Raw genomic sequence first — 23,003 nt, forward strand, 5'->3', positions numbered from 1 at the left:
CGGCCCGCTCAGCAGCGGGCCGCCTGTTGTTGCCAGCCAGGCCCCGATCAATAGGCGCTGATCCCGGTGCCCTTGTAGACCTTGTCGAACTCGGCCTTCACCGTTTCGTTCTGGTAGGAAGCGACCAGCGTCTTCACCCACGGCTCGTTCTCGCTGCCCGCTTTGACAGCGATGAAGTTGCGATAGGGATTGTCTGCCACCGGCTCCTGCGCGATGCGGTTTTCCGGGCCGAGGCCGCTCTTCAGCGCCCAGTCGGTGTTGACGACGGCGGCGTCGAGATCGTCCACCGAGCGGCCGACGATGCCGGCGTCGAGTTCCTTGATCTCGACCTTCTTCGGGTTGTCGGCAATGTCAGCGGTCGTCGCCAGGATGCCCGTGCCGTCCTTGAGCTTGATCAGGCCTTCATGCTCCAGGACATGCAGTGCGCGCCCTTCGTTGGACGGGTCGTTCGGCAGGCCGATCACCGCGCCTTCCGGCAGGTCGGCGACCTTGGCATGCTTCTTCGAATAAAGCCCGATCGGCCAGACGCCGGTATAGCCGACCGGCACGATGTGGTAGCCTTGCGTCTTGATCTGGTTGTCGAGATAGGGCTTGTGCTGGAAAGCGTTGGCGTCGATCTCGCCGCGCTCCAGCGCCTCGTTGGGCTGGGTGTAGTCGTTGAAGACGACGGTCTCGATCGTCAGCCCCTTTCTGGCCGCCTCGGCCGTGACGACGCGCCAGACATCCTCATCCTCGCCGCTGATGATGCCGACCTTGATCGACTTCTTGTCCTCGCCGAAGGATGGCGACGGCGCACCAAGGCCGATGACGGCCAATGTCGTGGCGAGAAGCACGCCAAGTCCGGCGCGCCTGGTGACTGACGTTACGAGAGAATTTGAAGCGTCGGACATGATGCGTTCCCTGCAATCCTGAAATCAGTTCGGCCTGGCGGAATGCGAAGCCTTGTTCTCAGGATCATCAATGCTGCCTCATCGGGCAAAGAAGCGCATTTCCTCTGAAGCGGAGCGCGGGAAATATTCTCTCAAAGATTTGATGACTTGGAGCACGCCCGGTGAGCGGATGTTCGATATCGTAAAGGCGGCAGCGCCTATGAAGCGCGCCGGGCAAGGCGCAAGGGCAATCGGTCGCCTCCGGGCAGCGACGAGACGGACGGCAAGCCGCGCGCCTCCTGCGTGGCAAAGCCCAATCGGGTCAGGCAGGCCCGCGCCAGGGCCGCGTTGCTGTCGATGACCAATACTCCGGCCGGATCGTTGAGGCTGGCGGCCACCACGGACAGTTCGGTGCAGCCGAGAAGTGCCACATCGGCGCCGGCCATTTGCGCGAGATGAAGCGCGCGCTCGGTCTCAGCCGCGGCTTCCGCAATCGAACCGGCCTTGACGAGCATGATCGCGCTGTCGACGCGCTCCTGAAATTCGGCGTCCTGCGGAAGGCAGAGGTCGAATCCTGCCGCCGATATCCTGTGCTGATAGAAGCCGGAAACCAGGGTGCCCCGGGTTGCGAGGTTCGCGACCCTGCCCTGGTCCAGGCTGCGGCGGATTTCCGCCACCACCGCGTCGCCGATGTGGATGATCTCGGCGCGCGAGTTCGCCGCCAGTCTGTCGTACCAATGATGGGCGGTGTTGCAGGGCATGGCGATGCAGGAGACGCCGAACGCGTTGAGCGTTGCGACCGCAGCGTGCAGCGGCGCCAGCGGCCCGTCATGGCCAGCCATGATCGCTTCGGTCCTGTCGGGCAGTTGCGGCACGCTGAGGATGACGGAAGGCACATGCTCGTCGTCGCGCAGCGCCTCGGTCATCCGGGTCAGCTTGAAGTAGAAGTCGGCCGATGCGAGCGGCCCGAGACCGCCGATGATGCCGAGCCGCGGACGGATGCCGTCGTCGATCATCGGGCGGGCTCGGCTTCGAGCTCTTGCGCGACGGTTTCAGCGGCCTGCGCAGCTTCCCGATGGCTGGGCGCGATCATTGCCGTGCTTGCGGCCACGGTGGAGACACTGGACAGCGTCATCAGCGTGTCCACGGCCGCGTCCACCGCTACGAACAGGACGAACGCCGCCTCGAAGGGAAGCTTCAGATAGCCACAGACAATGGACATCTGCGACAGGATGAGCAGGCTGCCCATGCCGCCTGTCGTCAGCGCCAGAAGCGCGGAGACGACACCGACAAGCAAGAGGTCCGAGACCGCCAGCGGATGGCCGTAGAGCTGGGCGATGAACAGGACGCCCGAGGTGTAGACCAGCGCCGGGCCGGTCCGCAGCAGCGCAGCCTGCAGCGGCACGAGCAGCTCGACCACCACCAGGTTGAACCTCAGGCGCTCGGTCAAAAGATTGATGACCCAGGGCAGCGAGGCGACCGTGGAGCGCGTTGTGATGGCCACCATCAGAAGCGGCTGAAGGGTCTTGATCGTGGCCCAGTAGCTTCGCCGCGAGCGTATGGCGATGACGGCAAACGCGCCGGCGAGGAATGTCACGCAGGAAAGGCCCATCACCAGCAGGTAGCCGCCCATCAGCATCAGCGGCTTGATGCCGGTCGACGCGGTCTGGTCGGCGATCAGGATGAAGGTCGCGAAGGGCAATCCCCAGACGAACCAGTTGGTCAGCACCGTGCAGGCCTTGTACACCGCGTTGAGGGCCTGAGAGAGGCTGAGCGACGAGGGCTGGGGAATCCTGCCCATTGCAAGCCCGAAAAGCAGGCAGAACAACAGGACCTGGATGGTCTGGCCCGAGGCCAGCGCGTTGAAGACGTTGTTCGGCACCAGATCCAGGAAGATCGAATGTCCGCTGTTCGGATCCCCGGTCGACGGCGGCGGCTGGAAGGGGAATGCGAGATCGGTGGAGACGCTGCCTTGCGAATTGATGAACTCGCCGAGCTCGATACGCGACTGCGGGTTCTCGATCTGGCCGGGCTTGAGGATCAGCGAATATGTGCCGCTGACCAGCACGGCAAGGAACGACACGACCAGTACCGCTATGCCGACCTTGCCGAGATAGCGGACCGATTTCGGGTCCTGGACCATCGCGGTGATGGAGAAGATCACCGACGAGACCAGGTAGGGCAGGACGACCATCTTGAGGAAATTCAGGTAGACCTGCGCGATGGGGCTGATCGCATGGGCGAAGGCCGGGTAATAGAGGCCGCACAGGATCCCAGCCAGGATCATGATGATCGTCGTCGCCGGCGAGCGCAGGATGCGCTTTGCCGCCAGGCGCCAATCGAAAGGCATGGCTGCGGCTACATCCGAGACGGCCATTGTCAGACTTTGCTCCGCTGGCGATAACGCGCGATGATCTCGTCTGTGTTGAGGACCTGCTGGCCTCGCGCGAGATCGAGATAGAGATCGACGAAGGCCGCCAGATGCGGATTGTCCGGACTGATGCCGACGGCGATCGTGTCGACCTTGTCGGTCAGCGTGATCGAGCGTGCGACCACCGTCATCGACGGATCGTCGACCATCAGCTTCTTGATCTCGAAATCGTCGCGATAGGCGAGGTCGATCGTGCCGTTGCGGATTGCATCGATGACCATGTTCCAGCCGGCGAAGCGCTGGATCGTGGCGTGCGGAAACGTGGCGGCCGCGTAGGTGGCGAAGGACGAGCCTTCGATCACGCCGAGATCGCCGGAGAAATCACGGATGATCTGTTCAGCCGGCTTGCCCTGCGTGATGCGCGCCAGGTTGACGCGGTTCGCCAGCAGCCCCTGGTGCAGCATGGCGTAAGGCCGCGAATAGAGGATCGAGCGGCCGCGCCGGAGGGTGCGGCTCAGCTTGCCGATCGCCAGGTCCGCCTGGCCGGACGTCAGCTGCTGCACCATGGCGTCGAAGGTCCCGGCTGATCGGTCGAACACCGGTTCGACGCCGAGTTCCGCGGCTATGCCACGCGCCAAGTCCATATCGATGCCGCTGTCCCCAGAGCCGTCGGCCGGGAAGAAGGGATCGGAAGCGAAAGCCGGCATGGCGATGCGCAGCTTGTTGTCGCTGACGATGGGTTTGGGAGCGTCTTGCGCCTGGGCCGGCGTGGCCAGCGCCTGCGCCTGCGCGAGCAGCAGCCCTCCGCCTCCGGCTGCAAACAGCGTGCGACGTGTAAGCGGCATGCGCATTTCTCTATCGTGCAGGAGAGCCGGACAACAATTCTGACCGATGCGCAGTATGCACGCCGAAGTTAAGTAAAGGTATCTTTTGTTTTTCGCTTTTTTACATTGCAGACGGCCGAAATGGCCTCAGGATACATGCAGACTTTCTAAAATAAACGAGTCCGCGGCGGGCGTGTTGTTGCCCGGTTCGTGCGAGGGATCGTCAGAACGTCTCGACCCAGGGCCTCAGCTCGACCTCGAAGCTCCACGCGCTGCGATGCTGGCGATGGACGGCGAGATAGGTCTCGGCGATCGCATCGGGCGAGAGGCGACGATCCGGCCGGTCGGACTCGGGCGACTGTCCGGCCGGCTCGATCTGGCCGTCGATGATGAAATGCGCGACGTGGATGTTCTTCGGACCGAGCTCGCGTGCCATCGATTGCGCCAGCCCGCGCAGGCCGAATTTCGGCATGGCGAAACCGGCGGAACCGGAGAACCCTTTCAGGCTTGCGCTGGCGCCGGTGAACAGGATCGAGCCGGAACCACGTGCAAGAAGCCGGCGCGCCGCCTGCTGGCCGACAAGGAAGCCGCCATAGGCGCCGACGAGCAGGGCTTGCTTGACCGCTTGCGCGTCGAGTTCGGCGATTGGGCCGCGCGTGCGGCCGCTGGCGTTGAAGACGGCAATTTCGAGGGGACCTGCCTTGTCGGCCGTCTCGAAGAGGCGCTCCACGGAGGCTGCGTCCGATACGTCTGTTTCGAGGGCCTGCGCGCCGGTTTCCTTGACCAGCGCGGCCAGTTTGTCGACGTTGCGGGCGGCAAGGACGACACGGAAATCCTGCTTGGCGAGAAGTCGCGCCAGTGAGGCGCTTAACCCGGAACCGGCGCCCGCGATCACTGCGACATTGGCTGCCATGGCGTTTTCTCCTTGCGATAGTCCATCCGGGCAGTCGCCCGGCCGATGGTCTTGTTCGCAGCCTCGCGCCTTCTTCGCCGAGAGGCAAGAACGGCGTTGCTCCGTTTTCACCATTCGATGCAAAAAGCCGTCGGTCTATGCGCCGCCTGCTCGGGTGTAGCGAGACACTTGCCTGCCGCGCCGATCCGTCCGACACGTGAAGGAAGGGCGATTCGAGGAACGACCATGGAACCAATCTGGGCCGTCGGCCTGATGACCGGCACGGTGCTCGACGGCAATATCGACGTGGCGCTGATCAAGACGGACGGAGAGCGCATCGCCGACACCGGCACCTACACGCTGGCTCCCTATCCGCAATCGATCCGCGCCCTGCTGGAAGAAACGCTGCGCCAGGCGCGCGCCTGGAATTTCGAAGGGCCGGAGCCGGCGATTTTTCGCGAAGCCGAGGAGGCGCTGACGCGCGCGCAATCGGCGGCGGTCAGGGATCTGGTCGAGAGCCAGGGCATGAGCATGGCCGATATCGGCGTCGTCGGCTTCCACGGCCAGACCGTGCTGCATCGCGCCCCGCAGCCGGGACGCATCGGCCGCACCCGCCAGCTCGGCGATGGCGAGCTGATGGCCTCGCTGCTCGGCACCAAGGTCGCCTATGATTTCCGCTCGGCCGATGTCGCGGCCGGTGGGCAAGGCGCGCCTTTGGCCGCCGCCTATCATGCCGCGTTGCTTAAAGAGGCGGACGCCAGCGGCGACACCGCCGTGCTCAATCTCGGCGGCGTCGGCAACATCACATGGTGGGACGGCAAAGACGCAATCGTCGCCTTCGACACCGGTCCGGCCAATGCGCCGGTCAACGATTTCATCAAATCGAAAGGCCTGGGCGAGATGGACCGCGACGGCAGGCTGGCCGCCGCAGGCAAGGTCGACGAGGAACGGCTCGCCAGGCTGCTGCAGCATCCCTACCTGACGAAACCCTATCCGAAATCGCTTGACCGCTTCGACTTCACCGCCGCGATGGCCGAAGGGTTGAGCGCCGAGGATGGCGCAGCATTGCTGACGGCCTTCACCGTGTCGGCCGTCGGCAAGGCGCTCGACCTGTTGCCGCGTCGACCGAAGCGGCTCGCGGTCAGCGGCGGCGGTCGTCACAACCCAACGATGATGGCAATGCTCGAGAGCCGCGCCGGCGTCGAAGTGGTGCAGGCCGAGACGCTCGGATGGAAGGGCGACGCGGTCGAAGCAGAGTGTTTTGCTTTCCTCGCCGTGCGCGTGCTGCGCGGCCTGCCGATCAGCTTTCCGAGCACCACCGGCGCGCCAAAGCCGATGCGCGGCGGAAAACTGGCGGGCTGATCAGGCCGACAGCTTCTTCTGCAGGAAGACACGGCTGCGGCCGATGGGGAAGTCAGGCAGCGTGCCGAACGGTTGATAGCCCTGGCGCCGGTAAACCTTCTCGGCGATCGGATTGAAAGTGTCGATCCAGGCGCCGTGACAGCCGCGCGCGGCAGCCTCCTGTTCGGCCGCGTCGAGCATGCCGGCGGCAATGCCTTTTCCGCGCAGTCTTTCGTCGACCCACAGCCACTGCACGTAGAGCCAGCCCCAGGCGGTGTAGCCGGAAATACCGGCAACGAGGGCCCCGGTTTCCCCGCGCACGAAAACCGCGAGCGACTTTCGGCCTGACGCTCCGACATCGGCATCGTTGAAAGCGGTAAGGCTTCCACCCAGGAAAGCGAGGTCCTGCGGCGAGGGCTCGGCGGTGATCTCGAGACTCGTCTTCATCGGCTGCGACTCCGGTTCGCAAGCCAGCCTTAGAGCAATTCCAGGAAAAGTGCGAAACAGTATTCCGGCCGCAAGCGAAGACTGAGGCCTGTTACCGAGGACCGACTGACCGCCACGCCGCTGCGCCCGCCGCCACCAGCATCAGTGCCGCCGCGATCAGCGCGCAATTGGCGAAGCCGAGGCCGGTGTAGAGCGGGCCGAAGCCTGCCGTGCCGACGGTGACGGCGAGGTAGGTGACCGCGCTGTTCAGGCCCATGATGGTGCCGCGCCGCGCCGGGTCCAGCGCGGTGAGGCGCATGACCAGCACGTTCAGCCCGAAATGGTTGGCAAGGCCCCAGGCCGCGATCGTTGCGATCAGCAGGCCGAAGCCGCCGCTTGCCAGGGCAATCGCGACATAGACGGCGGCGACCAGCAGATAGGCAAAGGGCATGACGCGACGGGCGCCGAGGCGATCGATAACGCCGTCGAGCAAGGCGGCCGCGCCGAAGCCGAGACCATAGGCGACGGCCGCCAGGCCATTGGCGCTGACCGGCTCGCCGAGGGCTTGGTGGAGATGATCGCCGAGATAGCCGTAGACGCCGTAGAAGGCGGTCATGAAGGCGCCACAGGCAATGAGCAGCGGCAGGATGCCGGGAACGGCGAGCGCGCCAAGCGGCGACGGCGCGGGGCCGCTTTTCTTGGTATCGTGCAGCGAACTCATCGCCAAACCGGCAACGGCCGTTCCTGCGAGCATTGCAACGGCCGCGAAGACGGCACGCCAATGGATGAGATCGGCCAGCACCGCCGACAGCGAGACGCCAGCGACCATGGAAAGCGTCCAGCCGGTCAGCACGACCCCGATGGTGCCGCTCTCGCGGCCGGGCGGCGCGATCGCGGCCGAGCTGGCATAGATCGCCGGCATGGCGATACCGGCGGCGATGCCGGCGACGAGCTGGGCGGCCACCAGCATCGCCACTGTCGGCGCCAAGGCGCTGGCGACCAGCGCGATGGCCAGCAGCAGCAACGCGCCCTGCAGCATGCGGCGCGCGCCGATCCGGTCGATGTAGCGGGCAAGGAAGAGCGCGCTGGCCGACGTGCCGAGGCCGAAGGCGGCGGCGGCCGTCATCACCGCCGGCACGCTGGCGCCGAACGATGCCGCGACGGCCGGCGCGATCGGTCCGAGAACAAGCGAATTGGAGCCGATGACGGCGATGCAGCCGGTCAGCAGATAGGCCGTGGCCGGGATCGGCGCGCGCGGCGCCTCAGTCATAATTACTGATTGATTGCTGTTCGACATATCATCATAATGGCCGAATTAAATTCTGCATCAATGGAGAATTTCAATATGGACACAGAAACAGATGACATTCAGCGGAACAAGCATCCGGCCCGGGAGGTCGACCCTATCGACCGAAAGATATTAGGCGTCCTGGTCGAGGACGCGACCATCAGCTATGCCGAGCTCGGCGAACGCGTTGGCCTGTCGCCGCCGGCGGCGCATGAGCGGGTCAAGCGGCTGAAGCGCAGCGGCGCCATCCGCGCCACATCGGCGATCATCGATCCGAGGGCGGTGAAGAAGCCGCTGCTTGCCTTCGTGCATATCGACACCAGGGGCTGGGGCAAGACGCCGGAGCTGATGGCGGTCTCCAAATATCCGGAGGTCGAGGAGATCCACACGGTCGCCGGCGACACCTGCATGCTGCTCAAGGTGCGCACCGAGGACACGCGCGCGCTGGAAGGCCTGCTGGCCCGTCTCTACGACACGCCCGGCGTCACCTCGACGCGCAGCTATGTCGTGCTCTCGACCTATCTCGAGCGGCCGGTGCAGCCCGAGATCACGAACGAATGGCCGGCGCCGAAGCATATGGCGACGCCTATGTACTAGGTCGCCGCCAACTGATGGCGCCTGGAACGCGCCAGCAGATAGAAAGCCGCGACATGCGTGACCATCAAAAGCGGCACGTAGAGGATCGGGATCGCATAGGTCGTGCCCAACTGTCCGGCATGGCCCGGAAGGTCGAGCGCGACGCCGTGATAGTAGTCGCCGACAATGTCCACCACGCCTACGAGGTTAAAGGCGACGACCAGCGGCCAGAAGATCACAGGCCTCGCCACGGTGAATAGCGCCAGCATGGCGAGCAAGCCGGTGGCGAAGTCGCCATAGGCGGCGAAGCTTGCGAAGGCAGGTGCAAGGCCGGGGCCGACCACGCCCGGGATGAGGAAGACGAGCCCGAAGAAGCGGAAGCTGTGCAGCGTTGCGATGGCGCGCTGCGCCTCTATCGGCTCCATCGACCTCAGCCTTGGCCAGATATAGGCGGCGAAGCAAAGCAGCCACGGCACGTAGCCGAGCACGAGATGGATGTTGAAGATCATTGCAGGTGACATCTTCGCCCCCTATCAAGCCTTGGCCGGAATCGCCTCGAACACTGCCGTCAGAATGCCCAGCCGTCCCTCCATGAGATTGCGCCCGAGATTGGTGGCGAAGTCGGCGAAACCCTGGCCCATGACGACCCCGAGATTGAGCGAAGGCGGCGGGCCGGAGGCACGGAGCTCGGCGAACCAGGCCTTGGCGGCAGCCGTGTCGTCGCGGCGGACGAGCGTGCCGAAGCCGGCGGCTTCGATCGCCTCGCAGGTCGCTTCGGCCGTCAGCAGGAAGCTTTCGCCCGGCGTCTTCGCCCAGGGCACCGGATAGAGCGGATCGCCGCCGTTGAGCACGACGTCGAAGGTCGCGAATTTTCCGCCCGGCTTCAAAACGCGCCTGATCTCGCGGTAGAGCAACGGCCGGTCGGCGATGTTCATCGCCACATGCTGCAAGAGCGCGGCATCGAAACGGCTGTTTTCGAAAGGCAGCGCCAGCGCGCTGCCGGCTTCGAACGACACTTTGTCGTCTTGGCCGGTGCGCGTGGTCAGATAGCGCGCGGCTTCGACGAAGGGTTCGCTGAGATCGACGCCGGTCACCGCGCAGCCATAGGTCTCGGCAAGAAACCTGGCCGGCCCGCCGACGCCCGATCCGACGTCGAGCACGAACATGCCGGCGGTGATGGCGGCAAGGTTGGCGAGCTCCGCCGTCGCGGCCAGCCCGCGGGTATGGAACTGGTCGAGGGTCGCCAGCTGTTCGGGCTTCAGCCGCTGTTGCTCAGGCCCAAACACCGCCAGTGCGTTCTTCAATCGATCGGTCAAGCCGGTCGCGCGATAGTGATCGCGCACGCGATCGAGTTCATCGGTCATTGCCACTTCCCTTCAGGCTTCCAAAGTCATGGAAGAAATACGGCCGCTTTCCGCGAACCACTATCCACGATAATGTCGATGGGTCATGAAGCAGAACTTCACAGTCAGGCACGGCGCGCTCGACGGCGTCGAAGCATTCCTGAGCGTCGCAAGGCATCGCAATTTCCGCAAGGCGGCGGCCGAGCTCGCCGTCACGCCGTCAGCGATCAGCCAGGCGATACGAACGCTCGAGGCGCGCATCGGCGCCGCGCTGTTCATCCGCACGACGCGCAGCGTCGGCCTCACCGAAGCCGGCGAGCGTTTTTTCGCGCGCGCCCGGCCGGCTTTCGAGGAACTGATCGCGGCGAGCGAGATCGCGCGCGGGATGGGCCAGCGGCCGGCGGGGCTCTTGCGCCTCTCGGTACCGCCGGCCGTGGTGCCGATGCTGCTGGAGCCGATGGTCGCCTCCTTCTGCCAGACCTATCCCGAGATCGAGCTGGAGATCGTCGCCAGCGGCGAGCTCGCCGATCTCGCCGCCGAGGGATTCGACGCCGGCATCCGGATGGGCGACTTGATCGCGCCCGACATGGTCGCGGTCCGTCTGACGCCCTCCTTTCCGATGGCGGTCGTCGGCAGTCCGGACTACTTGCGCCAGCGCGCTGCGCCCGAGCGCATCGAGGACCTGCGCGACCATGCCTGCCTGCGCCTGCGCCGCTCGAATGGTTCGGTCGCGCCCTGGTCCTTTGTCGACGGCAACAAGTCCGTCGAGGCAATCGTATCGGGACCGCTCATCGCGCACGACTATCCGTCGCTGCTCGGCGCGGCGATCCAAGGCGTCGGGCTGGCGCAAGTGCCGGGCCCGATCGCCGAAGCGCCGATCGCCGACGGGCGACTGCAGGCGCTGCTCGGCCGCTTCGCGGTAACCACGCCGGGCGTTTTTCTTTATTATCCGGAAAGGCACCAGGTGTTGCCCAAGCTGCGCGCTTTCATCGACCACATCAGGCAGCCGGGCGGCGCTGACGCCGCCCCGAAGCGATCAGGCAGGCGGCGGCAAAGCTGACGCTTCGAAGGCCCGTGAAGGCGGTTAAGTCAGGCAATAATCCGCTCGACCGAACAGAGCGGCTTCGGCGATGCCGGCCGCATGCGCCGCGCCTTCATGAGGAGCTTCGGCCAACCACCGCAAGCGATCCGGCGTGCGGAGGCGCGAAGGTAACGCCTTCTAAGCCCTTATCCCTTGTGCCACGCAAGCATTCTGCGGATCTCCTCGCGTTTTTCTTCCGACAGGCCCGAGAGTAAGTCCTCGTCCAGATATCCTTGCCGGATGAGAGTTGCGAAAACGACGGTCAGTTGCGAATAGCGATAGTCGAACGTCCGATCCAAATCGCGACGTTGCTCCTTCAGATATTCCTCGACCTCCCACATCTCGGAGGGTGTGGTCGCGGCGTTTGCCCGTCTTTTGAATTCGGCCATGATGCTGGCCAGTGCCCTCTCAAGGGCCTTGTCATATGCGGCGCGGGCAACTTTCTTTTCGGAGGGCGACCAACTAAGCTCATTTAAGGTCATAGACATCTTCCACGAAGGAGTCGGGCGGTGGATATTATCCTAACCGGGTCGACTTTGTGACCTGTTTTCCGCTTCGCCGCACCTTGGCGGAAAACCGCGCATGACGGCCATCATTCTGCGGCGCGAGCCGCGATCAGTGATCGAATACGTTCCGCATCCGACTGCGTGACGGGATTGTAGACGATCATGCCGAGTTCCGGGCGGCCGTCGACCGCGAAGACCGAGAACTCCAGCTCGATCAGCCCGATTTCGGGATGCCGCAGACGCTTCACGCCCTCGCCATGCGCCGGGACGACGTCATTGTCGCGCCACAGTGCCGCGAACTCGGGGCTCACCCTGGAAAGCTCCTCGACGAGTTCCGTGACCTCCGCGCCGGCGCCGGCCCGAACGGCGTCGGCTCTGAAGGATCCGACCACGAAACGCGCGACGCTCTGCCAGTCGTCCTGCGCGTCACGCACGCGCGGATTGCCGAACATCAGGCGCAGGATGTTGCGCTGCTCGCGCGGCAGCTTGGAATAGTCGGTCAGCATTGCCGCCGCGGCACGGTTCCAGGCAACCACGTCCCAGGTCGCGGTCTTGATGATCGCCGGGCTGGGGTCCAAAGCGTCGAGGACACGCTGGAGGCGCGGCGTCACGCTGTCCACGCTTTTGTAGCGAACTTCCGGAGGCCGCCCGAGACCCAGCATGAACAAATGCTCGCGCTCGGGCTCGGTCAGCATCAGTCCGGTCGCGATGCGGTTCAGCACGTCGGCAGACGGCGCGCCGCCCCGCCCCTGCTCCAGCCAGGTGTACCAAGTCGGGCTGATATTGGCGCGCTGCGCCACCTCTTCGCGGCGCAGCCCTTGCGTGCGCCGCCGCCCCGTGGCGAAACCGAAGGCGGCGGGATCGAGCCGCATGCGGCGATCGCGAAGAAAGGTGCCAAGCCTGTTGGTCGTCTCGACGGGCATTGCGAACCTATTGACCATTATACCATGATAAAGTCACTACTTTAACAGAATGATTTATAGCGCAAATAAGGCCTCCGAACAACCACAGGAGACCCTCCCATGCGTGTATTCCTTACCGGCGCGACCGGCTTCATCGGTTCCAGGATTGTGCCCGAGCTTCTTGCCGCCGGCCATCAGGTGCTTGGCCTGACCCGCTCCGAAACCGGCGTGCGCTCGCTTGTCGCCGCGGGCGCCGAGCCGCATCGCGGCGACCTCGAAGACCTCGACAGCCTGCGCGACGGCGCGGCGAAATCGGATGCGGTGATCCACACCGCCTTCGACCACAATTTCTCGAATTTCGTGGCCAATTGCGAGAAGGACAAGCGCGTCATCGAAGCGCTGGGCGGCACGCTGGCCGGCTCGGACCGGTTGCTCATCATCACGTCCGGTGTGGGCATGGGTTCCGCCGAGCACGGACAGCCGGCGAGAGAAGACGTGTTCAACACCGACCATCCCAATCCGCGTATCCTGTCGGAGCTCACCGGCGCGACGATGGCCGAGAAGGGCGTCAAGGTGTCGGTGGTGCGGTTGCCGCAGGTGCATGACACGGTGAAGCAGGGCCTGATCACACCGCTGATCGCGCAGACGCGCGCCAAGGGCGTGTCGGCCTATCTTGGCGAGGGCCGCAACCGGTGGTCGGCGGCGCATGTGCTGGACGTCGCGAAGCTCTACCGTCTGGCGCTGGACAAGCCGGAAGCCGGCGTGCGCTACAACGCTGTCGCCGAGGAAGGCATCCCGGTGCGGGAGATCGCGGAAGTGATCGGCGCCGGTCTCAACGTGCCGGTGGTCTCGCTCTCGCAGGAAGAGGCTGCGGACCATTTCGGATGGCTTGCCATGTTCGCCGGCCTCGACATGCCGGCGTCGAGCGAATGGACGCGCGCGCATCTCGGCTGGCAGCCGACCGGACCCGGCCTCATCGCCGACCTCCAGCGGATGGACTATTCGCAAGCCGCCGCGGCCTAGCCCAGTCCTCCAGCGGTTCAGCGACCCGGCTGGACCGCTGTTCGCTCTAAGCTCGAAGCAGATCCGCTAGGCTGTCGGACTTCTCAACCTTGTCGGTAAGGTCGAGTCCGGACAGCAGGTCGACCAGATGGCTGTTCATCAGGGCGGCAGCGTCGGCGCTGTCGCCGGCCTCGATGGCGTCGACCAGCGCGTGGTGGGCGTGCTTCTCGCAGGTGGCGTCACGGCGCTTCCAGTAGAGCGCGATGATCAGCGAGGAGTGCGAGACGAGGTCGCGCACGAAATTGGTGAACACCGAATGCGCAGCGATCTCGGCAATGCCGACATGAAAGCGTGCCGACAGCATGATGGCGTCGCTGTCGCGGCCGGCATGCAGCGCCTCGTGCTCCTTCTCCAGGTGTGACCGCAAATGCACGATATCGGACGGCACCGCCGTCCTGGCGGCGAGCGCGGCAACCTTGGGTTCGATCAGCGCCCTCGCCTCGAACACTTCCCGCGCCTCGATCTTCGATGGCTGCGCGACGAAGGCGCCGCGATTTGGCTCCAGCCGTGCCAGCCGGTCATGGGCAAGGGCCTGCAGCGCGGACCGGACCACCGTGCGGCTCACCGAATAGATCGAGGCCAACTCGTCTTCCGGCAATTTGGTACCCGGCGCGAGACGATGGCTGACGATGGCGTCCCTCAGCCCATAATAGATCGGCGACCAGCGCGCAGCCGGCCTGTCGTCTCGATCTTCTTCCTTGAGTACCGTCAACATGCTTTCAATGCGCAGGCCCGAAATGGCCCGATCTGCCCCCCAAATCGCCGGCAGCCCGTCCAATCTAGTATCGCTCGCGCGGCGGTCAATCCCACCTACCCGGGCGCCGGCCGGCCGTCCGCCAGCATGAAGCCGCCTAGACTAGACGACTTCGACTTCCGTGGGCGACAGCGGTGCGAACATGCCGGCGAACTGTTTGCCGCGCGGCGCGGCATAGCCGCCGATCTTCGATGTCCTCAAGCCCACCTTGCACAGGCTCTCGGCCAGCGTGACGGCACAGACGACGCCATCGAGCACCGGGACCCCATGTTCTTCCGAAAGGCTTTTGGCAAGGTCGGCCATGCCGGCGCAGCCGAGCACGATGGCTTCGGCATGATCCTCGCTTATGGCGCGCGCGATCTCCTGCGATATCCTGTGCCTTGCATTCGAGCCCGGACGTTCGAGCTCGAGCACGGCGACCTCCGACGAGCGTACTTTGGCGCAGCGCGAGGCGAGACCGTATTTCGCCAGATTGTGCTCGATCGCGGGCACCGACCGGGCAAGCGTCGTGACGACGCTGAACTTGCCGGCGATCAGGCTCGCCATATGGAACGCGGCCTCGCCGATGCCGACGACGGGAGCTCCGCTGGCACAGCGCGCGGCGTCGAGCCCGGTGTCGTCGAAACAGGCAATCACATAGGCATCGGCCGCCGGCGCCTTGCTCATCTCGGCAATGATGCCCGGCACGGCGAAGACCTCGTCGAAGTAGCCCTCGATGCTTGGCGGACCGTCGGCCGGATTGACCGCCAGGATTTCGGTTCCCGCGGAGGCGACGCTTTGCGCCGCCTCGCCGATCTTGACGGTCATCGAGGCGGTCGTGTTGGGGTTGATGACGAGAATGCGCATTGAATCAGCCTCAGATCTCACCACCGAGATAAAGACGCTTGACCCGGTCGTCGGTCAGCAATTCGGTGGAGTTGCCGCTCAGCGCGACACTGCCGGTGGTCAGCGCATAAGCGCGTTGCGAGATACGCAGCGCCATGCGCGAATTCTGCTCGACCAGCAGAACGCTGACCTTCTCATCGTGGTTGATGGCGACGATCGAGCGGGCGATGTCCTGGACGAGTTTTGGCGCGACGCCGAGCGACGGCTCGTCAAGCAGGAGGAGCTTCGGCTTCGCCATCAGCGCACGACCGATGACCAGCATCTGCTGTTCGCCGCCGCTCATCGTGCCGGCGGCCTGCGAGAAGCGCTCCTTCAGCCGCGGAAAGCGCCCCAACACCATCTCCATCGACGCGGCGATCTCGGATTTGCTGGTGCGGGTGAAGGCGCCCATCAGGAGGTTGTCCCTGACCGACATGAAGGGGAAGACGCGGCGTCCTTCCGGCACCATGGCAATGCCCATCTTGACGATCTCGTCGGGGGCGGCGCCGTCGATGCGCTTGCCGCCGTAATGGATCTCGCCGGACCTGATCTTGCGCAAGCCGGTGATGGCGCGAAGGATCGACGACTTGCCAGCGCCGTTGGCGCCGATCAGCGCGACGGTCTCGCCCTCGTTGACCTCGAGCGAGACGCCTTTCAGCGCATACACGTGATCGTAATAAAGCTCGACATTGGCGAAGTTCAGGATCTGGTTCATAGGCCGATCGCCTCGTCTTCGCTGCCCAGATAGGCTTCGATCACCTTCTCGTTGGCCTGGATTTCCGACGGCGTTCCTTCGGCGATCTTCTGCCCGAAATTGAGGACCACGATGCGGTCCGAGATTTTCATCACGGCCGGCATATCGTGCTCGACGAGCAGGATGGTGAGGCCGAGATCGCGCAGGCGCCGCACCATCGCCACCATGCGCATCGTTTCGTCGTGGTTCATGCCGGCGAAGGGCTCGTCGAGCAGCAGGATCGAAGGATCGGTGGCAAGGCCGATGGCGATGCCCAGCGCCCGTAAATGGCCGTGCGGCAGGTTGCGGGCGGTCTCATTGGCAAGCGAGGAGAGGCCGAGCAGCGCCAGGATTTCGTCGGCGGAGGCGCCGAAGGCCACCTCGTCGGCCTTCGCCACGCCGGTGCCGAGGAAAAAGCCGAGAAGGCTTGCCTTCGAGCGCAGGTGATGCGCGATGACGACGTTGTCGCGCACGCTCATGTTCTTGAAGATGGTGGTCTCCTGAAAGGTGCGCACGACGCCCTTGCGGGCGGCGATATGCGGCGCCATGCCTGAGATGCGTTCGCCCTTCAGGCGCACCTCGCCCGTCGTGGGCTTGAGGAAGGACGAGATCAGCTTGAACAAAGTCGACTTGCCGGCGCCGTTCGGGCCGATCACCGACAGGATTTCCTTCTCGCGCACCGAGAAGGAAATGTTGTTGACAGCGACCAGACCGCCGAAGCGCTTGGTGATGCCAGAGACTTCGAGCATTTCGGCCATGGCTCAAGCCTTCTTCCGGATCGAAGCCGCGAGGCTGAGCAGGCCGTTGGGCAGCACCAGCATCAGGACGATCATCAGGCCGGAATAGATGAGCAGTTGGAATTGGCCCGTCTGGAACAAGAGGTCCCAGCCGAAATAGAGCACCAGCGTGCCAAGCATCGGCCCGAACACATAGCCGAGGCCGCCGAGGAAACAGTTCAGCATGAAGTTGACGGAATCGGTGACCGTGAAGCTCGACGGATAGATCGATTGCGAGATGGCGGCGAAGATGGCGCCGGCCACGCCGCCGAAGAAGGACGACACGGCGTAGGCGATGATGCGCAGATAAGCGATGTTGACGCCGATCGAGGAGGCCAGTTCCTCATTCTGCTGCAGCGACTGGCAAAGTTTGCCGATGCGCGAATTGACCAGCCGGTACATGACCCCGAAGCAGATCACCATCAGCGTGACCGCCAGAAGATAGAAGGCAAGCCGCGAATTCTGCAGCGTGGCGAAATCAGGGATCAGCGTGATGCCGAAGACCGACAGCGCGCCGGGCAGCGGGATGCTGACGATGCCCTTGGCGCCGTTGGTGATCGGCAGCGCCAGCGCGAGCAGCCGCGCCACCTCGGTCAGCACCAGCGTGACCATGGCGAAATAGACGCCACGCAGCCGCAGGATCGGCAGGCCGATCAGCACGCTCGCAGCGGCGCAAAAAAGTCCGGCCACCGGCAAGGTCAACCAGAACGACCAGCCATAGTTCATCACCAGTATGGCCGAGATATAGCCGCCCATCAGCGCGTAGGCGCCCTGGCCGATGTTGATGCGGCCGATGTAGAAGGTGAGCCAGACACCGGCGCTGGCGATGCTGAGCAACGCCACCGAGGTCAGCGTGTAATAGAGGTCGAAGCGGCCGCTTGCCGAGATCGCGGCCGGCACGGCGATGAAGACGATCGCCAGGAAGGCCGCGACCGATGCGATTTTGATATTGCGGTTGCGGGTCATGGCGCCATCAACCCCACGGCTTGCCCATCAGCCCGTTGGGACGGATCGACAGGAACACCATCAGGGCGGCGAAGATGACGAGATAGGTGATGTCGCCATATTCGCGCAGCACGGTGAGGCCGACCGACTCCATCATGCCGAGAATGAAGCCGCCAGCGATCGCGCCGCCGACGACGCCGGCGCCGCCGATCATCACCATCAGGAAGGCCTTGATCGAGATCGGCCCGCCAATGCCCGAATTGACGCCGGTTATGGTGACCAGCAGCCCGCCGACGACGCCCGCGAGCATTGCGCCCATGGCAAAGCCGATCATCGAATAGCGATCGACGCGGACGCCCATCAGCTGGGCCGCGACGCGATCCTGGGCAAGCGCGCGCATGGCCCGCCCAACCCGGCTGTACTGCATATAGAGCACGAAGGCGGCGATGAAGACGATCGCCAGCACGCCGACGACCATACGATCGTAAGGCATGATGATGCCGGCATCGTTGAAGACGCCCTTGACTATCTTGGGAACGCCGCGCTGCTTTTCGCCGAACAGAAGCAGGATGACGGCGTCGAAGAAAAAGGCCGTCGCGGCAGCGAGCAGCATGGTGCTCTCCTCGCGGTGACTTCGCCTGATGACGGTGCGGAAGAGGAATTTCTCCATCAGCGCGCCGATGATGGCGAGCGTGACGCCAGAGGCGAGCAGCGCGACCACAAATGGCAAGCCGAGCTGGCCGTAGACGGTGTAGGTGATGAAGCCGCCCAGCACATACATCTGGCCGTGGGCGAAATTGAGCACGTTCATCAGGGCGAAGATCAGGGTCAAGCCCAGCGCGATCAGCGCGTATTGGGCACCGAGATACAATCCGTTGGCGATGACCTGTTCCATGGATACCTTCGATCTTCCGCGGGGTCCGGCCTATCGGACCCCGCGGCAAGCTGGAGGAATGACGCTCGAAGGTGGCGCTAGTCGACGGAGCCGACGAACAATGTCTGGAAAGCGCCGTCCTTATATTCGTTGACCACCATCGGCACCGAAAGCTGGCGCTTCTGGCCGAAGGAGGTCATGCCGACATAGCTGAGTTTCGCGTCGCCCTTCAGGAAGGGATTGGGCGCCGAGAACGTGTCCATGGTCTTCTTGAATTCGGCGACGTCGTTGATGGCCGCCGGATTAGCCTTCAAGGTCTCGATGATGTATTCGAGCGCATAGACCTTGGTGTTGGACTCGTCGTTGTATTCGCCGAACATCTTGGTGTAGCGGGCGACGAATTCCTTCATCGCGTCCGAGGCGATCTCCGGCGTGGAGGCCCCGCCGACGGAGATGAAGCCGTTGGCGTATTCGCCGGCGCCCTCTTCCAGGACCTTGGCGTCCTGCGCGGTTTCCGTCGAGATCAGGCCTTCATAGCCGAGCTCGCGGGCGGCGCGGATGAGCAGCGGCGCGTTGGCCGGGGCCACGCCGGACAGGACGAGCAGGTCGGGCTTCAAGGCGACGATCGGCGTCAGCACTGGCGTGAAGTCGCGGGTGTCGTTCTGGTAGGTGTCGTTCTGGGCGACGACTTCCAGTCCAAGTGCCTTCGCCGCCTCGACGCCGCTGTCGCGCTGGCTGAGCGGGTCGGATTCATTGGCCGCGACAAAGGCGATCTTCTTCACGCCTTTGTTTTCCTTGAGATATTTGTAGATCGCAGGACCCGACTGGTAGTTGGCGATCATGCCGAGCACCGCATTGGATGCCGGCTTCTGGTAGAGCGCCTTGGGGAAGGCGTAAGGAAAATAAATGATGCCGTTGGCCTCGGCGACAGGGCGCACCGCGGCGGCGCCGTCATCGACATTCGGCCCGACGACATAGTGGATGCCTTCCTGCGCCATTTTCTCCATGCCGGCGATGGCGCGCTTGGGATCCTTCTGGTCGTCAAAGGTGACGATGTTGATCTTGTAGGTGTCGTTGCCGATCTTGACGCCACCGGTTTCGTTGATCCAGGCGGCGCGGGTCTGCATCGAGCGCACATTCGACGTGCCCCAGGCGGCAGCGGGGCCGCTGGTAACGCCGACGAAGCCGATCTTCAGTTCCTTGTTTTCAGCCCGCGCGGACGAAATGCCGAGAGCGGCAAGCGCCAGGGTCGAGACGGCGCCGAGCGCCATTGATTTCAGAGTCGAGCGACGGTTGATCATAGCTTCAGTTCCCCTTGGTTATCGCGCTTTGTGTTTTGCTCGTAGGCTGCGCGTATAGCGTAAGGGAAACCGGCCGAGGTCGATTGTCAACATCTTTCTTCATTATTGTATACAATGTCTGGGTCGACTGTGTGCGATGACCCGCAGACCCGCGAGAGGATCGGTATTCAAAAGAGGCCACGTCCGGCCAACCACAGCCACCCCGGCGAACTCCGATAAGTTCGCAGAGACCATAACGCAAAGAGGGTCGAGGCTTGTCGAAAACGCTCCGAGGAACGCCGCCCCCAGGGAATCCTACTTCCCGCAATAGTTATCGTTGATGTAGTTCACCGCATTCGCGTCCGGTCCGACGCGGTGATACGCGCAGGCGCCCGCCGCCGTGGTGGTCATCTGCTGATCGTAATAGCGCGGACCGCCGAACAGCGTCTCGATGATGTCGTCGCTGGCTGGAACATAACGCTCCTGTTTGACGACGCGGTAGCGATGCTGTTCGCCAGCGGCGGCCGGGCCCGCCATCATGGCTGCTGCGGCAAGCACGAGCGCGGCGATTGCAAAATATTTCGTCATGGCAGCGACCTTCTGGCAATTCGGATCTGCAGCATAGCCAAAATCGCCAGTGGAACAAAAGTTCCCGTTTCGCACTCGCGGCCGGTGAGTTCCTCGACACAGAAATTTGTGCGATGCGCATCATGGAGAGGGGAGCAGTTCGCGCTCGAGGTGTCGATCGATCGCCGCCACGTTCAGCAGCAGCATTTGAGCGACCAGCAAGGATGGGGTGCGACAAAAACCGCAGCCGAGACCAAGACTCCTGTATGTTCGCCCGATTGCGATCAAGGAATTAGGAAGGAACTACCCCAATGGACTTGTTCAAACTGGATGGCGACGTCGCGCTGGTCACCGGCGCCGGCAGCGGCATCGGTCAGGCGATAGCGGTCGGCCTTGCGGAGGCCGGTGCCGACGTCGCGTGCTTCGGTCACGCCTCGAAGGGAGGGCTCGAGGCGACGGCGCAGAGGATCACCGCGCTCGGCCGCAAGGCGCTTGCGATAACCGGCTCGGTGACGTCGGAAACCGATCTTGCCGCCGCCGTCGAGCGTATCGAAAGGGAGCTCGGCGCGCTTACGGTTGCCGTCAACAATGCAGGTATAGGCGGCGCACACGCGGCCGAGACCTTGCCGCTGGCCACGTGGGAAGAACTTTACGGCATCAATGTCGGCGGTGTGTTCTTATCCTGCCAGGCCGAGGCTCGCGTGATGCTGCCGCGCCGCAAGGGATCGATCATCAACGTGGCCTCCATATCCGGCTCGATCGTCAACCGTGGTCTCCTCCAGACGCACTACAACTCGTCGAAGGCAGCGGTCATTCACATGACCAAGAGCCTGGCGATGGAATGGTCGGACCGCGGACTGCGGCTCAACGTGCTCAGCCCCGGATACACACTGACCCCGATGAACCGCAGGCCGGAAGTGGCCGAGCAAGTGAAGAACTTCGAGCGCGATACGCCCATGGGTCGCCTCGCGGCACCCGAGGAGATGATAGGCCCGGCGGTGTTTCTGGCCAGTCGAGCCGCGTCTTTCGTCACCGGCATCGATCTTATCGTGGATGGCGGCTTCGTGTGCTGGTAGCAGAAGCGAAGCGCGGCGCGCTTCGTACTTGAATCGAAGGACGTCGCGGCCCTTGCAAAGGGCCGCGGGAAACGCGTCGCGATCCGACCCGAAACCGGGATCCGCCGTTGCATTTGTGCCAGGTCGCCCGCCTTCTCAAGCGCAGCGGCCGGCAGTGGCTAGTTATGGTGGATTTCCGTGCCGAGCACCTTCAGACACTCACGAATGAAGGCAGCAAGTGCGGTCCACCCTTTGGCCGAAACCATCGTGCCGTCTACATAGGCGTCGGTGGGCGAGAGGTCGATATAGGTGCCGCCCGCAAGGGTGACCTCCGGCTCGCAGGCCGCCAGCGCACCGACCTTCTTGCCGCGCACGACACCATCCACCGCTATCAGAATCTGCACGCCGTGGCAGATCGTGAAGATCGGCTTCCCGGTCTCGTGGAAGTGGCGGACCATGGCCTGAACGCGCTTGTCGGTGCGGATGTATTCCGGTCCGCGGCCGCCGGCGCAGTAGACCGCATCATACTGGTCGATCTGCCTTTCCGCCTCCGAAAACGTCTTGTTGATCAGCGCGTAGTGTCCGGGCTTCTCGGTATAGGTCTGGTCGCCCTCAAAGTCGTGCAGCGAGGTCTTGATCCGGTCTCCGGCGTTCTTGTCGGGGCACACGACATGGATGGTGTGGCCTACGGCTTCCATGGCCTGCTGATAGACGAAGATTTCGTATTCCTCGGTGAACTCTCCGGTCAGCATCAGTATCTTTTTGGCTGGCATGGTCTTCCTCTCGGTTGCGTGGCAGTGCAAGGCGCGCCTTGGGTTTTGGGCATCGGATTGTGGATGTCAGCAAAGGGCATGTTTCACCCGCTTGGAACGTCCGGCCGCCTATTCGAACGCAGGCAGGAGCCTGTCGCGCGAGTTCTCGATGTGCACCCGCATCGCCGTTCGCGCCGCGTTCGCATCGCCGGCTGCGAAAGCCGAGAGAATGGCTTCGTGCTCGTCGAGAGCCTCCTCGGTTACGCGCGAGTGGTACATCAGCCGGAAAATGTGAAAATGCGTGTGCTGGTGGTTCAGCGTCTCGCGGATGATCTCGTTCTGCGCGAACTCCATGATCTTGTCATGGAAGATCGCATCCTGGCGGGCGAAGTTGGAATAGCGAAGGCGCTCGTCCCTGCCCTCGCCGCGGGTCATGATCCCCGCCGCCTCTTGCAGGGCCGCCAGCCGGGCAGCGTCCAGGCCGGCCGCTGCCTTGGCCGCGGCGGCAGGCTCAAGCAAAAGGCGCAACTCGTAAAGCTCGTCAAAACGCCGGCGTGTAATCTGCGGTGCGGCGCGATAGCCGATCAGATGGGTCTTGATCACCAGGCCTTCGCCTTCCAGGCGCCCGAGAGCCTCGCGGATCGGCGTATGCGAGACATCCAGTTCCCGGACGAGATTGTCCACGGTTATGCGCGACCCCGGCGCGATCTTGAGCGACATGAGTTGCTGGAAGATCGCCTCGTAGACGTCTCCCGCGAGGCTGTTTGCGCGCTGGATTCTGCCTGTCGGCCGCGCGTCGTCATCAAGCTTCACATCGGGGTTCTGCATCTTTTTGCCTCTTGACAGGAAGGACCACTAACACGATGCTCCGGCCTATTCAATCCTATATCCTATACGATTTTATAGCGGATACGCCTAAATG

General features: G+C 63.8%; 26 protein-coding genes. 5 read left to right on the top strand and 21 right to left on the bottom strand.

Going from position 1 to position 23,003, the window contains the following annotated elements; all coding sequences use genetic code 11:
* Window positions 1–47: 47 nt before the first annotated feature.
* From LB552_RS11600 to LB552_RS11620, 5 genes are all read right to left on the bottom strand, one after another.
* Window positions 48–890: a MetQ/NlpA family ABC transporter substrate-binding protein gene (locus LB552_RS11600; RefSeq protein WP_224605504.1), complete on the bottom strand. Its 843-nt coding sequence runs from the start codon at window positions 888–890 to the stop codon at window positions 48–50.
* A 197-nt stretch (window positions 891–1,087) separates the two neighbouring features.
* A complete protein-coding gene (locus LB552_RS11605) occupies window positions 1,088–1,885 on the bottom strand; it encodes an aspartate/glutamate racemase family protein (RefSeq protein WP_224605507.1) in 798 nt (265 codons plus the stop codon).
* Window positions 1,882–3,246 carry a dicarboxylate/amino acid:cation symporter gene (locus LB552_RS11610; protein ID WP_224605510.1) on the bottom strand — a complete coding sequence of 455 codons (1,365 nt, stop codon included), beginning with the start codon at window positions 3,244–3,246 and terminating at the stop codon, window positions 1,882–1,884. Before LB552_RS11610 ends, LB552_RS11605 begins: the two co-directional genes overlap by 4 nt.
* 2 nt (window positions 3,247–3,248) lie before the next feature.
* Window positions 3,249–4,085: a substrate-binding periplasmic protein gene (locus LB552_RS11615; RefSeq protein WP_224605513.1), complete on the bottom strand. Its 837-nt coding sequence runs from the start codon at window positions 4,083–4,085 to the stop codon at window positions 3,249–3,251.
* A 202-nt stretch (window positions 4,086–4,287) separates the two neighbouring features.
* Window positions 4,288–4,977, bottom strand: coding sequence for an SDR family NAD(P)-dependent oxidoreductase (locus LB552_RS11620; RefSeq protein WP_224605516.1), 690 nt, complete (start codon window positions 4,975–4,977; stop codon window positions 4,288–4,290).
* A 225-nt stretch (window positions 4,978–5,202) separates the two neighbouring features.
* Between LB552_RS11620 and LB552_RS11625 the strand changes: the two genes are divergently transcribed.
* The gene (locus tag LB552_RS11625) at window positions 5,203–6,318 is read left to right on the top strand and encodes an anhydro-N-acetylmuramic acid kinase (protein WP_224605517.1); all 1,116 of its coding nucleotides are present in this window, start codon (window positions 5,203–5,205) and stop codon (window positions 6,316–6,318) included.
* On the opposite strand, the gene LB552_RS11630 is transcribed toward LB552_RS11625, so the two are convergent.
* Window positions 6,319–6,744 carry a GNAT family N-acetyltransferase gene (locus LB552_RS11630; protein ID WP_224544298.1) on the bottom strand — a complete coding sequence of 142 codons (426 nt, stop codon included), beginning with the start codon at window positions 6,742–6,744 and terminating at the stop codon, window positions 6,319–6,321.
* A 91-nt stretch (window positions 6,745–6,835) separates the two neighbouring features.
* On the bottom strand, window positions 6,836–8,020 hold the full coding sequence (locus LB552_RS11635; protein WP_224605520.1) for an MFS transporter: 1,185 nt from the start codon (window positions 8,018–8,020) through the stop codon (window positions 6,836–6,838).
* 48 nt (window positions 8,021–8,068) lie between these two features.
* On the opposite strand from LB552_RS11635, the gene LB552_RS11640 reads away from it, so the two are divergent.
* A complete protein-coding gene (locus tag LB552_RS11640) occupies window positions 8,069–8,608 on the top strand; it encodes an Lrp/AsnC family transcriptional regulator (RefSeq protein WP_224527806.1) in 540 nt (179 codons plus the stop codon).
* On the opposite strand, the gene LB552_RS11645 is transcribed toward LB552_RS11640, so the two are convergent.
* Both LB552_RS11645 and LB552_RS11650 read right to left on the bottom strand, forming a co-directional pair.
* The gene (locus LB552_RS11645; protein ID WP_224605522.1) at window positions 8,605–9,108 is read right to left on the bottom strand and encodes a hypothetical protein; all 504 of its coding nucleotides are present in this window, start codon (window positions 9,106–9,108) and stop codon (window positions 8,605–8,607) included. The two genes, LB552_RS11640 and LB552_RS11645, sit on opposite strands and share 4 nt — an antisense overlap.
* Window positions 9,109–9,120: 12 nt before the next feature.
* Window positions 9,121–9,951: a class I SAM-dependent methyltransferase gene (locus LB552_RS11650; protein WP_224605524.1), complete on the bottom strand. Its 831-nt coding sequence runs from the start codon at window positions 9,949–9,951 to the stop codon at window positions 9,121–9,123.
* An 85-nt stretch (window positions 9,952–10,036) separates the two neighbouring features.
* Between LB552_RS11650 and LB552_RS11655 the strand changes: the two genes are divergently transcribed.
* Window positions 10,037–10,990, top strand: coding sequence for a LysR family transcriptional regulator (locus LB552_RS11655; RefSeq protein ID WP_224605526.1), 954 nt, complete (start codon window positions 10,037–10,039; stop codon window positions 10,988–10,990).
* Window positions 10,991–11,157: 167 nt separating this feature from the next.
* Here the strand turns inward: LB552_RS11655 and LB552_RS11665 are convergent, their stop codons facing one another.
* Both LB552_RS11665 and LB552_RS11670 read right to left on the bottom strand, forming a co-directional pair.
* Entirely contained in the window at window positions 11,158–11,493 is a 336-nt protein-coding gene (locus LB552_RS11665; RefSeq protein ID WP_224527793.1) for a hypothetical protein, read from the bottom strand.
* A gap of 110 nt (window positions 11,494–11,603) precedes the next feature.
* Window positions 11,604–12,458, bottom strand: coding sequence for a helix-turn-helix transcriptional regulator (locus LB552_RS11670; protein WP_224605528.1), 855 nt, complete (start codon window positions 12,456–12,458; stop codon window positions 11,604–11,606).
* Window positions 12,459–12,539: 81 nt separating this feature from the next.
* Here LB552_RS11670 and LB552_RS11675 point away from each other — a divergent pair, with 81 nt between their 5' ends.
* Window positions 12,540–13,442: an SDR family oxidoreductase gene (locus tag LB552_RS11675; protein ID WP_224605531.1), complete on the top strand. Its 903-nt coding sequence runs from the start codon at window positions 12,540–12,542 to the stop codon at window positions 13,440–13,442.
* A 46-nt stretch (window positions 13,443–13,488) separates the two neighbouring features.
* Here LB552_RS11675 and LB552_RS11680 read toward each other — a convergent pair whose 3' ends face one another.
* The 8 genes from LB552_RS11680 to LB552_RS11715 form a co-directional block, all read right to left on the bottom strand.
* On the bottom strand, window positions 13,489–14,196 hold the full coding sequence (locus LB552_RS11680) for a GntR family transcriptional regulator (protein ID WP_224605534.1): 708 nt from the start codon (window positions 14,194–14,196) through the stop codon (window positions 13,489–13,491).
* 141 nt (window positions 14,197–14,337) lie between these two features.
* Window positions 14,338–15,081 (bottom strand): aspartate/glutamate racemase family protein, encoded by a 744-nt coding sequence (locus tag LB552_RS11685; protein ID WP_224605536.1) that lies wholly within the window; start codon window positions 15,079–15,081, stop codon window positions 14,338–14,340.
* A 10-nt stretch (window positions 15,082–15,091) separates the two neighbouring features.
* Window positions 15,092–15,814, bottom strand: a complete 723-nt coding sequence (locus tag LB552_RS11690) for an ABC transporter ATP-binding protein (protein WP_224605539.1) — start codon at window positions 15,812–15,814, stop codon at window positions 15,092–15,094.
* Window positions 15,811–16,590 (bottom strand): ABC transporter ATP-binding protein, encoded by a 780-nt coding sequence (locus LB552_RS11695; protein WP_095768824.1) that lies wholly within the window; start codon window positions 16,588–16,590, stop codon window positions 15,811–15,813. Before LB552_RS11695 ends, LB552_RS11690 begins: the two co-directional genes overlap by 4 nt.
* A 3-nt stretch (window positions 16,591–16,593) precedes the next feature.
* Window positions 16,594–17,574, bottom strand: a complete 981-nt coding sequence (locus LB552_RS11700; RefSeq protein ID WP_224605542.1) for a branched-chain amino acid ABC transporter permease — start codon at window positions 17,572–17,574, stop codon at window positions 16,594–16,596.
* A gap of 7 nt (window positions 17,575–17,581) precedes the next feature.
* Window positions 17,582–18,448 (bottom strand): branched-chain amino acid ABC transporter permease, encoded by an 867-nt coding sequence (locus LB552_RS11705; RefSeq protein WP_095768826.1) that lies wholly within the window; start codon window positions 18,446–18,448, stop codon window positions 17,582–17,584.
* A gap of 77 nt (window positions 18,449–18,525) precedes the next feature.
* Window positions 18,526–19,728, bottom strand: coding sequence for an ABC transporter substrate-binding protein (locus LB552_RS11710; protein ID WP_224605545.1), 1,203 nt, complete (start codon window positions 19,726–19,728; stop codon window positions 18,526–18,528).
* Window positions 19,729–20,022: 294 nt separating this feature from the next.
* Window positions 20,023–20,295, bottom strand: coding sequence for a hypothetical protein (locus LB552_RS11715; protein ID WP_095768828.1), 273 nt, complete (start codon window positions 20,293–20,295; stop codon window positions 20,023–20,025).
* 290 nt (window positions 20,296–20,585) lie between these two features.
* On the opposite strand from LB552_RS11715, the gene LB552_RS11720 reads away from it, so the two are divergent.
* Window positions 20,586–21,350, top strand: coding sequence for an SDR family oxidoreductase (locus LB552_RS11720; protein ID WP_095768829.1), 765 nt, complete (start codon window positions 20,586–20,588; stop codon window positions 21,348–21,350).
* Between the two features lie 158 nt (window positions 21,351–21,508).
* Here LB552_RS11720 and LB552_RS11725 read toward each other — a convergent pair whose 3' ends face one another.
* On the bottom strand, window positions 21,509–22,102 hold the full coding sequence (locus LB552_RS11725; RefSeq protein WP_095768830.1) for a DJ-1/PfpI family protein: 594 nt from the start codon (window positions 22,100–22,102) through the stop codon (window positions 21,509–21,511).
* Window positions 22,103–22,210: 108 nt separating this feature from the next.
* A complete protein-coding gene (locus LB552_RS11730; RefSeq protein WP_224605548.1) occupies window positions 22,211–22,909 on the bottom strand; it encodes a GntR family transcriptional regulator in 699 nt (232 codons plus the stop codon).
* Window positions 22,910–23,003 lie beyond the last annotated feature (94 nt).

Source organism: Mesorhizobium sp. CA7, from assembly GCF_020165015.1.
Classification (GTDB): domain Bacteria; phylum Pseudomonadota; class Alphaproteobacteria; order Rhizobiales; family Rhizobiaceae; genus Mesorhizobium.

Coding starts and splice junctions, on each gene's coding strand:
- LB552_RS11640 (WP_224527806.1), top strand. CDS start 8,069: ATGGACACAGAAACAGATGACATTCAGCGGAACAAGCATCCGGCCCGG.
- LB552_RS11665 (WP_224527793.1), bottom strand. CDS start 11,493: ATGACCTTAAATGAGCTTAGTTGGTCGCCCTCCGAAAAGAAAGTTGCC.
- LB552_RS11695 (WP_095768824.1), bottom strand. CDS start 16,590: ATGGCCGAAATGCTCGAAGTCTCTGGCATCACCAAGCGCTTCGGCGGT.
- LB552_RS11700 (WP_224605542.1), bottom strand. CDS start 17,574: ATGACCCGCAACCGCAATATCAAAATCGCATCGGTCGCGGCCTTCCTG.
- LB552_RS11615 (WP_224605513.1), bottom strand. CDS start 4,085: ATGCCGCTTACACGTCGCACGCTGTTTGCAGCCGGAGGCGGAGGGCTG.
- LB552_RS11725 (WP_095768830.1), bottom strand. CDS start 22,102: ATGCCAGCCAAAAAGATACTGATGCTGACCGGAGAGTTCACCGAGGAA.
- LB552_RS11605 (WP_224605507.1), bottom strand. CDS start 1,885: ATGATCGACGACGGCATCCGTCCGCGGCTCGGCATCATCGGCGGTCTC.
- LB552_RS11610 (WP_224605510.1), bottom strand. CDS start 3,246: ATGGCCGTCTCGGATGTAGCCGCAGCCATGCCTTTCGATTGGCGCCTG.
- LB552_RS11655 (WP_224605526.1), top strand. CDS start 10,037: ATGAAGCAGAACTTCACAGTCAGGCACGGCGCGCTCGACGGCGTCGAA.
- LB552_RS11705 (WP_095768826.1), bottom strand. CDS start 18,448: ATGGAACAGGTCATCGCCAACGGATTGTATCTCGGTGCCCAATACGCG.
- LB552_RS11635 (WP_224605520.1), bottom strand. CDS start 8,020: ATGTCGAACAGCAATCAATCAGTAATTATGACTGAGGCGCCGCGCGCG.
- LB552_RS11710 (WP_224605545.1), bottom strand. CDS start 19,728: ATGATCAACCGTCGCTCGACTCTGAAATCAATGGCGCTCGGCGCCGTC.
- LB552_RS11650 (WP_224605524.1), bottom strand. CDS start 9,951: ATGACCGATGAACTCGATCGCGTGCGCGATCACTATCGCGCGACCGGC.
- LB552_RS11685 (WP_224605536.1), bottom strand. CDS start 15,081: ATGCGCATTCTCGTCATCAACCCCAACACGACCGCCTCGATGACCGTC.
- LB552_RS11645 (WP_224605522.1), bottom strand. CDS start 9,108: ATGTCACCTGCAATGATCTTCAACATCCATCTCGTGCTCGGCTACGTG.
- LB552_RS11720 (WP_095768829.1), top strand. CDS start 20,586: ATGGACTTGTTCAAACTGGATGGCGACGTCGCGCTGGTCACCGGCGCC.
- LB552_RS11730 (WP_224605548.1), bottom strand. CDS start 22,909: ATGCAGAACCCCGATGTGAAGCTTGATGACGACGCGCGGCCGACAGGC.
- LB552_RS11625 (WP_224605517.1), top strand. CDS start 5,203: ATGGAACCAATCTGGGCCGTCGGCCTGATGACCGGCACGGTGCTCGAC.
- LB552_RS11690 (WP_224605539.1), bottom strand. CDS start 15,814: ATGAACCAGATCCTGAACTTCGCCAATGTCGAGCTTTATTACGATCAC.
- LB552_RS11715 (WP_095768828.1), bottom strand. CDS start 20,295: ATGACGAAATATTTTGCAATCGCCGCGCTCGTGCTTGCCGCAGCAGCC.
- LB552_RS11670 (WP_224605528.1), bottom strand. CDS start 12,458: ATGGTCAATAGGTTCGCAATGCCCGTCGAGACGACCAACAGGCTTGGC.
- LB552_RS11675 (WP_224605531.1), top strand. CDS start 12,540: ATGCGTGTATTCCTTACCGGCGCGACCGGCTTCATCGGTTCCAGGATT.
- LB552_RS11630 (WP_224544298.1), bottom strand. CDS start 6,744: ATGAAGACGAGTCTCGAGATCACCGCCGAGCCCTCGCCGCAGGACCTC.
- LB552_RS11620 (WP_224605516.1), bottom strand. CDS start 4,977: ATGGCAGCCAATGTCGCAGTGATCGCGGGCGCCGGTTCCGGGTTAAGC.
- LB552_RS11680 (WP_224605534.1), bottom strand. CDS start 14,196: ATGTTGACGGTACTCAAGGAAGAAGATCGAGACGACAGGCCGGCTGCG.
- LB552_RS11600 (WP_224605504.1), bottom strand. CDS start 890: ATGTCCGACGCTTCAAATTCTCTCGTAACGTCAGTCACCAGGCGCGCC.